Origin of the sequence: Vibrio tritonius (genome assembly GCF_001547935.1) — a bacterium.
GTDB classification, from domain to species: domain Bacteria; phylum Pseudomonadota; class Gammaproteobacteria; order Enterobacterales; family Vibrionaceae; genus Vibrio; species Vibrio tritonius.
Window position 1 is genome coordinate 2,929,046 of the sequence record NZ_AP014635.1, and the last position, 13,484, is coordinate 2,942,529.

Below are 13,484 nucleotides of genomic sequence, written 5' to 3' on the forward strand. Positions count from 1 at the left end.
TTAACCAACGATGCCAAAATTAGCTACGCAGCCCCTTCCCTTTAGTCACTAAATAGTGAGCAATTGCATACAAGCCAATCACAAAAATCGAGAGAACAGTAAACGACATGCCAATCCCCACATCAGATACCCCTAAGAAGCCGTAACGGAATGCGTTGACCATGTACACTATCGGGTTAATTTTCGATACCCCTTGCCAAAACGCAGGCAATAGACTGATGGAATAAAACACCCCCCCCAGATAGGTTAATGGCGTTAATACAAAAGTGGGGACTATCGAAATATCATCAAAGCTCTTCGCAAATACAGCATTGATCAAACCGCCAAGAGCAAAGACAATTGAAGTCATAAAGACAGTAGCAACCACAATGCCCCAATGCTGAACCTGCAGGTCCACGAAAAACAGTGATACCGCTGTCACCATTGCGCCCACTAATAGACCACGAGCCACACCACCCATTGCATAGCCAGCGATGATGACGTAGTTAGGCACAGGTGCCACTAACAACTCTTCTATGTTCTTCTGAAACTTGGCACTAAAAAAAGATGACGCGACATTAGAGTATGAGTTAGTAATTACCGACATCATGATCAAACCAGGAACGATATATTCCATATAGGTAAAACCGTTCATTTCACCAATACGCGAACCAATCAAATTACCAAATATGATGAAATACAAAGTCATGGTAATCGCAGGTGGAACGAGAGTTTGCACCCAGATACGTGTAAAACGCTTAATTTCTTTGTGCAATAAACTACAAAATGCAGTCCAATAAATTTGATACATCGAATGCCTCACTTGTCGCGATGAATGATGCTAACAAACAACTCTTCCAAGCGGTTTGCTTTATTGCGCATAGAAAGCACAGTCACACCTTGTTCAGTTAACTGGCTAAAAACATGATTTAAGCCTTGGCTCTTCTCCAGCTCAATTTCAAGCGACCCCTCAACGATCTGTTGAGAAAGAACCCCTTCTAAAGCAGGAATTTGGCTCACATCATCCACATCAAGAATAAATGTCTCAACGGCCAATTTGCCTAACAAGCCTTTCATCGTGGTGTTTTCAATTAACTCACCATGGTTAATGATGCCAATATTCCGACACAGCATTTCTGCTTCTTCTAAATAGTGAGTTGTGAGGATAATTGTAATGCCATTTTCTCGGTTGATACGTTCCAAAAATTCCCACATAGAACGGCGCAATTCGATATCAACCCCTGCCGTTGGCTCATCAAGAATCAACAAGTGAGGCTCATGCATCAAGGCTCGAGCAATCATCAAACGGCGCTTCATGCCACCAGACAGGTTACGAGCTCGTTCTTTGCGCTTTTCCCATAAATCTAGCTGGCTTAAGTATTTCTCAGCTCGCTCTTTTGCTACTGCAGGTTTTACTCCGTAATAACCTGCTTGCTGCATCACTATCTGCTCTACAGTTTCAAACGGGTTAAAGTTAAACTCCTGCGGGACCAATCCTAAATTCTGTTTTGCTAGCTCAAGGTCCTTATCAATATCATAACCAAACACTTTAACTGTGCCTGAGGTTTTATTTACTAACGAAGAGATAACACCTATCGTGGTTGATTTACCAGCTCCATTGGGCCCCAGTAGCGCGTAAAAGTCGCCTTTTTCTACTGAGAGGCTAATACCCTTCAGCGCTTCAAAACCACCAGCATAGGTTTTGCGCAGCTGATTTAATTCTAATGCGTACATACATTTCCTATTTTTATTGAACAGAACAGATGTGCTGTCCTAACAATCAATTTTCAACCCCTACCCTAGAGAACACGGCCCTTTTATGTAAAGCCTCACCTTGAACTAAGCTTAAGCTTATCGAAAAATTAATCCATCTCAATAAATCATCACTATTCTCTGCAGAACCAACAGCTCTGAGCAGTATCCTCTAGCTTAATTTGTTAGAGAATGATAAGACATCATTGTGTATAGTGGCATCGTTGATAAAGGGAACTAAAATGCCAGAATTAAAACAATTATTTGAAAATAACTCCAAATGGTCTGCATCAATAAAAGCAGAACGCCCGGAGTATTTTACGAAAATGGCCAAAGGACAGAGTCCTGAATTTCTTTGGATTGGTTGCTCAGATAGTCGAGTACCCGCTGAACGGCTAACTGGTTTATATTCTGGCGAACTGTTCGTCCACCGAAACGTTGCTAACCAAGTTATTCATACCGACCTTAACTGCCTATCGGTTGTGCAGTATGCGGTTGACGTTTTAAAAGTAAAGCACATCATTATTTGCGGTCACTATGGTTGTGGTGGCGTTACAGCTGCAATAGATAACCCTAAATTGGGGTTAATTAACAACTGGTTACTGCATATTCGCGATCTGTATTTTAAACATCGCACATACTTAGACAATATGTCTGGTATGGATAGATCAGATAAGTTAGCTGAAATTAATGTTGCAGAGCAAGTCTACAACTTAGGTAACTCCACCATTTTACAAAATGCTTGGGAACGAGGCCAAGATGTTGAACTCCATGGCGTCGTTTATGGTATTGAAGATGGCCACTTAGAGTACTTAGGGGTGCGTTGTACTTCTCCGGAAAAAGTAGAGAGCAGTTACCACAAATCGATGGAAGCCATTCTCAACGAAGAATACAAACTTTTGTGTCGATAGATTAACAAATCTAAATCAAAGAAAAAGGAGCTAATAGCTCCTTTTTTGCATTCGATGTCATTGCTCTTATTCCAAAGGAACCACTTTACCAATGAAGGGTAAATGACGGTATTTTTGTGCGTAATCGATACCCACACCAACAACAAATTCATCTGGGATTGGGAAACCGATCCACTGTACTTCTACCGGTACTTCACGACGTGAAGGTTTATCTAATAATGTACAAATAGCAATTGAGTTAGGTTCGCGCAGAGCTAGGATCTCTTTGACTCGACTCAATGTATTGCCGGTATCAATGATGTCTTCAACTAATAAAACATCTTTGCCTTTAATGTCATCATCAAGGTCTTTAAGGATACGAACATCACGCGAGCTTTCCATGCTATCGCCATAGCTAGAAGCCGTCATGAAATCGACTTGGTGGGTTACATCGATCGCACGAGCAAGGTCTGCCATAAAGACAAAAGATCCGCGTAGTAAGCCAACCAGGACTAAATTTTCACTCTCTTTATAATGCAGAGAGATTTGCTTTCCTAGCTCACGAACTCGTTCTTGAACATCCTGTTCAGAGATCATCACTTCAACTTTATGTTTCATACTGCTCTCATTCTATCTGAGCGCCCATAATTGACACAATGATTATGGACAGGCGCTTAAAATAACTCCAAAATAGTAGCCGCGTATAGTATCATTCCTTCCGCTGTGAGGAAAACGTTTCCGTCAGCGTAATAATGAGTACTAACTCAACCAAAGCATATAACAAACATAAATTTTAATGCAAAAAAGCATAAGCAGGGTGAAATCATTGACCTCTGATATATGCATCAGTACACTCAGTGTGCAGAGTTACAAATAATAAAATAATTACTAGTAGACATTCGTTTCACAACTTAACAACGTAAGTAATCAAGGCAAGGATTAACAATATGGATGCTTCAATAGAAAAACGCCCAAGAACCCGTTTATCACCTCAAAAACGTAAACATCAGCTAATGGAAATAGCGTTAGAAGTGTTTGCAAAACGTGGTATTGGTCGTGGTGGTCACGCAGATATTGCCGATATAGCGCAAGTATCAGTGGCAACAGTATTTAACTACTTCCCAACTCGCGAAGATCTCGTCGATGACGTATTGACCTTCGTAGTTCGTCAATTCTCTAACTTCCTAACTGACAACATCGACCTAGATCTACCTGCTCGCCAAAATTTGTCGACCATCTCAGATGGTATCGTCAACTTAGCGATTGATGATTGTCACTGGCTAAAAGTATGGTTTGAATGGAGCGCTTCAACTCGTGATGAAGTATGGCCTCTATTTGTATCGACTAATCGTACTAACCAGATGTTACTCAAAAACATGTTTGCAAAAGCGATCGAACGCGGTGAACTTAGCAGCGATTACGACGCAGAAGACATGGCAACCTTGTTCCACGGTATTTGTTACTCCCTTTTCGTACAAGCTAACCGTGTCCGCAACGAAAGCAGTGTTCACAAACTCGTGAATCACTACCTCGACATGCTATGTATCTATAACGAAGTGGCGTAAGACACATTTCGCAATCAGGTGATGTAACCTAACTCTGCAATACTTCACCTGATTTGAGATATAAAAAACCGCTGATAATCAGCGGTTTTTTTGTCTTTAAACTAAAGACTTATTTTTTCTTTTTCGCTTTCGCGTTTGGAAGGTCAGTGATTGAACCTTCAAACACTTCAGCTGCAAGACCGATTGACTCGTGTAGAGTTGGGTGAGCGTGAACAGTTAGAGCGATGTCTTCTGCATCACAACCCATCTCGATAGCCAAACCGATTTCACCAAGTAGTTCACCACCGTTAGTACCAACGATAGCACCACCAATGATACGGTGAGTGTCTTTATCAAAGATAAGTTTAGTCATACCGTCTGAACAATCAGATGCGATTGCGCGACCTGATGCTGCCCATGGGAATACAGATACTTCGTAGTTGATGCCTTCAGCTTTTGCTTCTTTCTCAGTCTTACCAACCCAAGCTACTTCTGGCTCAGTGTAAGCAATTGAAGGGATCACTTTAGGATCAAAGTAGTGTTTCTGTCCGGCGATAACTTCTGCTGCAACGTGACCTTCGTGAACACCTTTGTGTGCAAGCATTGGTTGACCCACGATGTCACCGATTGCAAAGATGTGCGGTACGTTAGTACGCATTTGTTTATCTACATTGATGAAACCACGTTCATCAACTTCTAGGCCTGCTTTTTCTGCATCTAGCAGTTTACCGTTTGGTGAACGACCGATCGCAACAAGAACGGCATCGTAGCGCTCTGCTTCAGCAGGTGCTTTTTTGCCTTCCATTGAAACGTAGATACCATCTTCTTTTGCTTCAACTGCAGTCACTTTCGTTTCTAGCATTAGGTTGAATTTAGAAGATATACGTTTAGTGAACACTTTCACTACGTCTTTATCTGCAGCAGGAATCACTTGATCAAACATTTCAACAACGTCGATTTGTGAACCTAGTGCGTGGTAAACCGTACCCATTTCTAGACCGATGATACCACCACCCATGATAAGCAGTTTTCCAGGAACTTCTTTCAGTTCTAGGGCATCAGTTGAATCCCAAATACGAGGGTCTTCATGTGGAATGAATGGCAGTTTAATTGGACGAGAACCAGCAGCAACGATAGCGTTGTCGAAGTTCACAACCGTTTTACCGTCTTCACCTTCCACTTCAATAGTGTTAGGACCAGTAAATTTACCGAAACCATTAACCACGTTCACTTTACGCATCTTAGCCATGCCGCCAAGACCGCCAGTGAGTTGGTTAATCACTTTCTCTTTCCACAAACGGATTTTATCGATGTCTGTTTGAGGCTCACCGAACACGATACCGTGTGCAGAAAGCGCTTTTGCTTCTTCAATAACTTTAGCAACGTGTAGAAGAGCTTTTGATGGGATACAACCCACGTTCAGACATACACCACCAAGGGTGCTGTAACGTTCAATAAGAACAGTGTCCAGACCTAAGTCTGCACAACGGAATGCAGCGGAGTAACCAGCAGGACCTGCACCAAGTACGACAACTTGGGCTTTAATTTCTTTGCTCATTTCGACCTCTTGTAGTCAATATCCCTAACAGGCAGAGTGGCGCTCTATCCATAAAATGACAGTAAGCGTTACTTTTCTTTTCTATGCCAGTGTAACTGGATGCGCATAGAGAGAAAAGAGATTCCACCTAGCCTGTGAGCTAGACGACAATTCATTTAGGGATTAATCCCGAGACTAAATTGTTAGCAAGATAATACTGAATCAAGGCAGCGTTTCCGCTGCCTTATTTATCTTGAGCGAATTACTTACAGTACTAGACGACGAATGTCGCTTAGGCAGTTGTTCAAGTAAGTAATGAAACGTGCACCTTCAGCGCCATCAATCACACGGTGGTCGTATGATAGAGACAATGGAAGTTGCAGGCGAGGAACGAAGTCTTTGCCATTCCAAACTGGTTTCATTTCTGACTTAGACACACCAAGAATAGCAACTTCTGGCGCATTCACGATTGGAGTGAACGCAGTACCACCAATGCCACCTAGGCTAGAGATAGTGAAACAGCCACCTTGCATGTCAGATGCAGTCAGTTTACCGTCACGAGCTTTCTTAGAAATTGCTTTCAATTCGTTAGAAAGTTCGTAAATACCTTTGTTGTTTACGTCTTTAAATACAGGAACAACAAGGCCGTTTGGCGTATCTACTGCGATACCAATGTTCACGTATTTCTTCAGAATTAGGCTTTCACCATCTTCAGAAAGAGAAGAGTTGAACGCTGGGAATGCTTCAAGTGCTTTAGCAGCTGCTTTCATGATGAACACAAGTGGAGTGATCTTCATGCCAGTGTCTTTCTTCGCTTCGATAGCATTCTGTTCTTTACGGAATGCTTCTAGCTCAGTGATGTCTGCGTTATCCCATTGAGTAACGTGTGGGATCATCACCCAGTTACGGTGTAGGTTCGCACCAGAGATCTTCTTAATGCGAGATAGAGGTTTAACCTCTGTTTCACCGAACTTGCTGAAGTCCACTTTTGGCCAAGGAAGAAGACCAAGAGCTGCGCCGTCACCTTTACCAGATGCTGCTGCACCTGATTCGATGCGTTTAAGCGCTTCTTTCACGTAGTTCTGTACGTCTTCTTTCAGGATACGGCTCTTACGACCAGTACCTTTAACCTTAGCAAGGTTAACGCCGAATTCACGAGCAAGACGACGAACAACTGGAGACGCGTGTGCATACTCGTTGTTTTCTTGGAAGTCGCCAGTTGCTGCCGCTTTAGGTGCTTCAGCTTTTGCTGGAGCCGCTGCTGCAGGAGTTGGAGCTGCTGCCGCAGGAGCCGCTGCTGGTGCTGCTGGTGCTGCACCCGCCACAGGACTGCCTGCCACTTCAAATACCATGATCAATGAGCCAGTAGACACTTTGTCGCCTTCCGCTACTTTGATCTCTTTAACAGTACCTGCGAATGGAGCTGGTACTTCCATTGATGCTTTGTCGCCTTCAACAGTAATTAGAGATTGCTCTTCTTCTACTGTATCGCCAACTTTAACCATGATTTCAGTGACAGAAACTTCGTCGCCACCGATATCAGGAACGTGTACATCTTTCGCTGCAGAAGCCGCAGGAGCCGCCGCTGGTGCAGCTTCTGCTACAGGAGCTGCTGCTGGTGCTGCGCCTGCAGTTTCGAATACCATGATGAAAGAACCAGTCTTAACTTGGTCGCCTTCAGCCACTTTGATTTCTTTTACAGTACCTGCGAATGGTGCTGGTACTTCCATTGACGCTTTGTCGCCTTCAACAGTGATTAGAGATTGCTCTTCTTCTACTGTATCGCCAACTTTAACCATGATTTCAGTTACTGCAACTTCGTCGTCACCGATATCAGGAACGTTTACTTCTAGAGTTGCAGAAGCTGCTGCTGGCGCTGCTGCAGGAGCCGCTTCAGCCGCAGGAGCAGGTGCCGCTGCAGCAGCACCTTCTTCTTCGAATACCATGATGAAAGAACCAGTAGACACTTTGTCGCCTTCTGATACTTTAATTTCTTTAACCACACCCGCTTGTGGTGCTGGAACTTCCATTGAAGCTTTATCACCTTCAACAGTGATAAGCGATTGCTCTTCTTCAACTTTGTCGCCAACGTTCACTAGGATCTCAGTAACTTCTACTTCATCCGCGCCGATGTCAGGTACATTAATTTCAATTGCCATTACTTTCCTACCTTCAATTAAGCGTGTAGTGGGTTCGTTTTTTCTACGTCGATGTCGAATTTCTTAATTGCTTCTGCAACTACAGATTTTTCAACGTCACCGCGTTTCGCTAGCTCGCTAAGAGCAGCAACAACTACGTAAGAAGCGTTCACTTCGAAGTGACGACGTAGGTTGTCACGGCTGTCTGAACGACCAAAACCATCAGTACCAAGTACTTTGTAAGATTCCGCAGGTAGGAATGCACGTACTTGTTCTGCGTAGTTCTTCATGTAGTCAGTTGCAGCGATTGCTGGCTCGGTACCCATTACTTGCGCAATGTAAGGAACTTGAGCATCTGCTTCTGGGTGAAGCATGTTGTGACGTTCAACTGCTTGACCTTCACGAGTTAGCTCGTTGAATGAAGTTACAGAGTAAACATCAGAAGCAATACCGTAATCATCGCTTAGAATTTGAGCTGCTTTACGTACTTCGTTCATGATAGTACCAGAGCTCATTAGCTGAACTTTACCCTTAGCACCAGTGTAAGTTTCTAGCTTGTAGATACCTTTACGGATGCCTTCTTCAGCGCCTTCTGGCATTGCTGGCATTGGGTAGTTTTCGTTCATTAGAGTTAGGTAGTAGAACACGTTTTCTTGGTTCTCACCGTACATACGACGGATACCGTCTTGAACGATAACAGCAACTTCGTAAGCGAATGTTGGGTCGTAAGAAATACAGTTAGGAATAGTGTTAGCTTGAACATGGCTGTGACCATCTTCGTGCTGTAGACCTTCACCGTTAAGTGTTGTACGACCAGCAGTACCACCTAGTAGGAAACCACGAGCTTGTTGGTCGCCTGCCATCCACGCCATGTCGCCTACACGTTGGAAGCCGAACATTGAGTAGTAGATGTAGAATGGGATCATCGGTAGGTTGTTGGTGCTGTATGAAGTTGCAGCAGAAACCCAAGATGACATTGCACCCAGTTCGTTGATACCTTCTTGTAGAACTTGACCTGAAGTTGCTTCTTTGTAGTAAGAAACTACGCCACGGTCTTCAGGAGTGTATTCCTGACCGTTCGGGTTGTAGATACCGATTTGACGGAACAGACCTTCCATACCGAAAGTACGTGCTTCGTCAGCAATGATTGGAACGATGCGATCACCAACGCTCTTGTTCTTAAGAAGAGTGTTCAGTGTACGAACGAACGCCATTGTTGAAGAGATATCGCGTTTTTGTTCTTCTAGTAGAGGTTTGAACTCTTCTAGTTCTGGAACTTGTAGATCTTCAGAGAAGTGAGTACGACGCTGAGGAGTGTAACCGTGTAGAGCGTTACGACGAGCGTGTAGGTATTCGTACTCTTTAGAACCTTCTTCAAGTTTCAAGTAAGGTAGAGATTTTAGCGCTTCGTCAGAAACAAGGTCTTGTAGACCTAGACGGTCACGTACTTGTTGAACGTGAGTCATATCCAGTTTCTTAACTTGGTGCGCGATGTTCTTACCTTCTGCCGCATCACCCATGCCGTAACCTTTAACTGTTTTCGCTAGGATTACAGTTGGACGACCTTTAGTGTCTTGTGCGTTTTTGAACGCTGCGTACAGTTTAGAAGACTCGTGACCACCACGTTTTAGAGCAAAGATTTGCTCGTCAGTCATGTCAGCAACAAGTGCTGCAGTTTCTGGGTATTTACCAAAGAAGTGTTCACGTACGTAAGCACCGTCTTTAGATTTGAATGTTTGGTAGTCGCCGTCGATGGTTTCGTTCATCAACTGAAGTAGTTTACCTGAAGTATCTTTCGCTAGAAGTGAATCCCAGTTGTTACCCCAGATAACTTTAACAACGTTCCAACCAGCACCTTTGAATAGACCTTCAAGTTCTTGAATGATCTTACCGTTACCCATTACTGGGCCGTCTAGACGCTGTAGGTTACAGTTGATAACAAAACATAGGTTGTCCAGTTTTTCACGAGCTGCAAAAGAGATTGCGCCGCGTGATTCTGGTTCGTCCATTTCACCATCGCCTAGGAACGCATATACACGTTGCTCAGAAGTGTCTTTAAGACCACGACCGTCTAGGTATTTTAGGAAACGAGCTTGGTAAATAGATGCGATTGGACCAAGACCCATAGATACAGTTGGGAATTGCCAGAATTCAGGCATCAATTTAGGGTGTGGGTATGAAGGAATACCTTTGCCATCAACTTCTTGACGGAAGTGGTCAAGTTGGTCTTCAGTTAGACGACCTTCAACGAATGCACGAGCGTAGATCCCAGGAGAAATGTGACCTTGGTAGTAAACTAGATCGCCACCGTCTTTCTCGTTTGGAGCACGGAAGAAGTGGTTGAAACATGTCTCGTAGAAAGCCGCAGATGATTGGAAAGAAGCCATGTGGCCACCCAATTCCAAATCTTTTTTAGAGGCACGTAAAACGATCATGATCGCGTTCCAACGAATGATGGAACGAATACGTTTTTCTAGAGTGGTATCACCAGGGTAAGCCGGTTCTTGGTCGGCTGGGATGGTGTTGATGTAGTTTGTGTTGATACCGGTTGGCATATCAACACCGTCAAGACGCGCTTTCTCAAGAACTTCTTCTAACAAGAACTGAGCACGTTCTACGCCTTCTTCACGTACAACTGACTCAAGAGCGGACAACCACTCCTGAGTTTCCAGTGCATCTACGTCATGCTTCATGTCAGACATGGCGATCTATCCTTCTGTTGGTTGGATTATTAGAATCGCAATGGTCGCTTATTGCGACTCATTACCCTGCTGAATTCGACGTAGAGAACGCTCTCTGCGAGACTCTTCCCGACCCAAATCCAACAATGTTTCTTCGATATAAGCTAAATGTGAGTGTGACATTTCACGCGCCTTTTCTGGCTGACCAGAAACAATCGCATCCACGATATTAGCTCGGTGCTTACTTACTTTCTCCACCGCTTCAGGGCGGCGGCGTAATAATTTAAAATTCTGTGCGATATTTTGCTCAAGTAACGGGGCAAGGCTACGTATGATATGGAGCAACACCACATTGTGAGCTGCTTCAGCAATAGAGATCAGGAACTCCATTACGACGGGCGATTCTCGATCGACATCCGATTCTTCTTCAATACTGCCTATTTTCGCCACACTGGACTTGATAACAGCAAAATCTTCTTCAGTACCGCGCAACGCTGCAAAATAGGCCGCAATCCCTTCTAGCGCGTGACGCGCTTCCAGTAAGTCAAGCTGGGTTTCAGGATGGCTGGACAATAAATTAAGTAACGGATCAGAAAAACTTTTCCACATGCTTTCGCTCACGAAGGTTCCCCCTCCTTGACGACGAGTTAGCAAGCGCTTTGCTTCTAAACGTTGAATAGCTTCCCGGACGGAAGGACGTGATACATCAAACTGCTTTGCCAATTCTCTTTCTGGCGGAAGTTGATGCCCCGGAGCGAGTGTGCCTTCCACTATCAGCCGCTCTAACTCTTGTTCAATAACATCAGAGAGTTTTGGCTGACGAATCCTTTGATAAGCCATAATTTATTGTTCTTTGCTCTTAGATTTATGCAGGCAATTGGTAATACCAATTTCAAGATGCGGAGAAATTAACATAAATAAAACACTCATGTCCAGATAAAAGTTGACCCAAATCATAGAACAGGCGGGCGATATACAATCTGGTAACAGTAGTGTCAGTATTCATTAATAATAAGGCTGAATAAAGTCACATTTTTTATACAGGAATTGAGTGATAACATTGAAATAGGCTATGAATGTTAAAAGTGTGATTCGTGTTGGTAACAGAAAAAATTCACAAATAAAAAGAGCAACTTACTTTCGTAACGTTGCTCTTTTCTCTCACAATTGAGTGAAATTAACGTGGTTCTAGGTATTCAATCATAAGCTGTAATGATTGGTTACCACGAAACTCGTTGATATCTAAACGATAAGCAAGTCTTACCAGTTTAACTGATGCATCTGGCCAGCGGCGTAAGTCCACATTGAAGGCAATGCCATCAATCATCACATTAGTGGGTAACCCTTTATAAAGAGGCTCAAGCATCAGCTTTAAGTGCTTCTCTCCCACCAGCTTTTGATGCAAAATTTTAAACTCCCCATCAAAAATAGGCTCAGGAAAGGCCTGTCCCCATGGTCCGCCCGTACGAATCATCTCAGCCACGGTCATAGAAAACTGTTCTGGCAGTAATTCACCATCGCTAAGAATCACTCCTTTGAGCTGAGAATCATCCAACTCTTGGTGAACAGCTTCATCAAACAAACGGGCAAAATGATCAAACTCTCTTTCAGGAATAGTTAACCCTGCCGCCATAGCATGCCCGCCAAACTTAACAAGAATTCCTGGGTTCTGTTTATCAATCCGATCCAACGTATCACGCATATGCAATCCAGGAATAGAACGGCAAGATCCTTTGATCATGCCATCACCACCGTCAGCAAACGCGATCACCGGGCGATGAAATTGTTCTTTGAGCCTAGAAGCAAGGATCCCAATCACCCCTTGGTGCCAATCTTTTTGAAATAACACTAAACCATAGGGTAAAGCTTTATCCCCTTTAAACTGGAGACGTTCACAAAAAGCCATTGCTTCTTGTTTCATTCCTTCTTCAATTTCTTTACGAGTTTGATTTAAACCATCCAGTTCATTTGCCATACGGCGAGCGGCATGGATGTTATTACTCATCAAGAGTTCGACACCAAACGACATATCATCCAAACGTCCGGCGGCATTGATTCTCGGACCTAAAGCAAAACCAAAATCGGCAGCAACTAACCGACGTGCATCTCTCTTAGCGACTTCGATCAATGCTTGAATACCAGGGCGCGCTTGACCCGCCCTGATGCGCTGCAATCCTTGATGAACTAAAATGCGATTATTATCGTCCAGTGGCACAACATCCGCTACGGTTCCTAACGCAACCAAATCGATCAATTCCATCAATTTCGGCTCAGCAATACCTTGCTTGGCAAACCACCCCACTTTGCGCATGTAAACGCACAGCGCCATCATCAAATAAAAAGCCACCCCAACGCCAGCAAGCGCTTTAGATGGGAAATCACACTCACGTAAATTGGGGTTAACTATCGCATCGGCGTCAGGTAATTCTCGCCCCGGCAAATGGTGATCGGTGACCAGCACTTGCAAACCATGCTGTTTCGCCGTATTCACCCCTTCAATCGATGAAACGCCGTTATCAACGGTCATGATCATCTCAGCGCCAAGACCAATTGCTTGCTCAACCACTTCAGGACTAAGACCGTAACCATCTTCAAATCGGTTTGGCACCAAGTAATCAACATTGTGGCTACCGAGCATTCGAAGCGCCAAAACGGAAAGCGCAGAACTGGTCGCGCCATCGGCATCAAAGTCACCTACGACAATAATTCTTTTTTGTTGCTCCACGGCATGGAACAACAGTTCCACCGCTTGCTCAATGCCAAACAGCTTTTGATAAGAATGTAAGCCACGAGCGCTTTTTTCCAGTTGAGCCAAATCCGTCACACCGCGGCTCAAATAGAGACGTCGCAGCAACTCAGGAATAGTATCAGGTAACAGTGACAGCTCTGGCTCTGGTCTTCTTTGTATTTCAATCATACTTCTACATTACCTCCCGTAGTCGAGAGGCTTAAATCCATTAACG

The 13,484-nt window shown here is 43.9% G+C and carries 10 protein-coding genes; 2 read left to right on the forward strand and 8 right to left on the reverse strand.

The window, feature by feature from the left end:
- Positions 1–19: 19 nt before the first annotated feature.
- Entirely contained in the window at positions 20–790 is a 771-nt protein-coding gene (locus JCM16456_RS12935) for an ABC transporter permease (RefSeq protein ID WP_068714981.1), read from the reverse strand.
- An 8-nt stretch (positions 791–798) separates the two neighbouring features.
- Positions 799–1,713, reverse strand: coding sequence for an ABC transporter ATP-binding protein (locus tag JCM16456_RS12940; RefSeq protein ID WP_068714983.1), 915 nt, complete (start codon positions 1,711–1,713; stop codon positions 799–801).
- A 260-nt stretch (positions 1,714–1,973) separates the two neighbouring features.
- On the opposite strand from JCM16456_RS12940, the gene can reads away from it, so the two are divergent.
- Positions 1,974–2,642, forward strand: a complete 669-nt coding sequence (gene can / locus JCM16456_RS12945) for a carbonate dehydratase (protein WP_068714985.1) — start codon at positions 1,974–1,976, stop codon at positions 2,640–2,642.
- A gap of 66 nt (positions 2,643–2,708) precedes the next feature.
- On the opposite strand, the gene hpt is transcribed toward can, so the two are convergent.
- Positions 2,709–3,239 carry a hypoxanthine phosphoribosyltransferase gene (hpt, locus tag JCM16456_RS12950; protein WP_068714987.1) on the reverse strand — a complete coding sequence of 177 codons (531 nt, stop codon included), beginning with the start codon at positions 3,237–3,239 and terminating at the stop codon, positions 2,709–2,711.
- A gap of 329 nt (positions 3,240–3,568) precedes the next feature.
- Between hpt and JCM16456_RS12955 the strand changes: the two genes are divergently transcribed.
- Entirely contained in the window at positions 3,569–4,186 is a 618-nt protein-coding gene (locus JCM16456_RS12955; RefSeq protein WP_068714989.1) for a LuxR/HapR/OpaR family quorum-sensing transcriptional regulator, read from the forward strand.
- A 109-nt stretch (positions 4,187–4,295) separates the two neighbouring features.
- On the opposite strand, the gene lpdA is transcribed toward JCM16456_RS12955, so the two are convergent.
- The 5 genes from lpdA to recJ form a co-directional block, all read right to left on the reverse strand.
- The gene (gene lpdA, locus JCM16456_RS12960; protein WP_068714991.1) at positions 4,296–5,723 is read right to left on the reverse strand and encodes a dihydrolipoyl dehydrogenase; all 1,428 of its coding nucleotides are present in this window, start codon (positions 5,721–5,723) and stop codon (positions 4,296–4,298) included.
- 245 nt (positions 5,724–5,968) lie between these two features.
- On the reverse strand, positions 5,969–7,861 hold the full coding sequence (gene aceF, locus JCM16456_RS12965; RefSeq protein ID WP_068714993.1) for a pyruvate dehydrogenase complex dihydrolipoyllysine-residue acetyltransferase: 1,893 nt from the start codon (positions 7,859–7,861) through the stop codon (positions 5,969–5,971).
- Positions 7,862–7,878: 17 nt separating this feature from the next.
- Positions 7,879–10,542 (reverse strand): pyruvate dehydrogenase (acetyl-transferring), homodimeric type, encoded by a 2,664-nt coding sequence (aceE, locus tag JCM16456_RS12970; protein WP_068714995.1) that lies wholly within the window; start codon positions 10,540–10,542, stop codon positions 7,879–7,881.
- A gap of 48 nt (positions 10,543–10,590) precedes the next feature.
- The gene (gene pdhR, locus JCM16456_RS12975) at positions 10,591–11,361 is read right to left on the reverse strand and encodes a pyruvate dehydrogenase complex transcriptional repressor PdhR (RefSeq protein WP_068714997.1); all 771 of its coding nucleotides are present in this window, start codon (positions 11,359–11,361) and stop codon (positions 10,591–10,593) included.
- 337 nt (positions 11,362–11,698) lie between these two features.
- Entirely contained in the window at positions 11,699–13,438 is a 1,740-nt protein-coding gene (recJ, locus tag JCM16456_RS12980) for a single-stranded-DNA-specific exonuclease RecJ (protein WP_068714999.1), read from the reverse strand.
- Positions 13,439–13,484 lie beyond the last annotated feature (46 nt).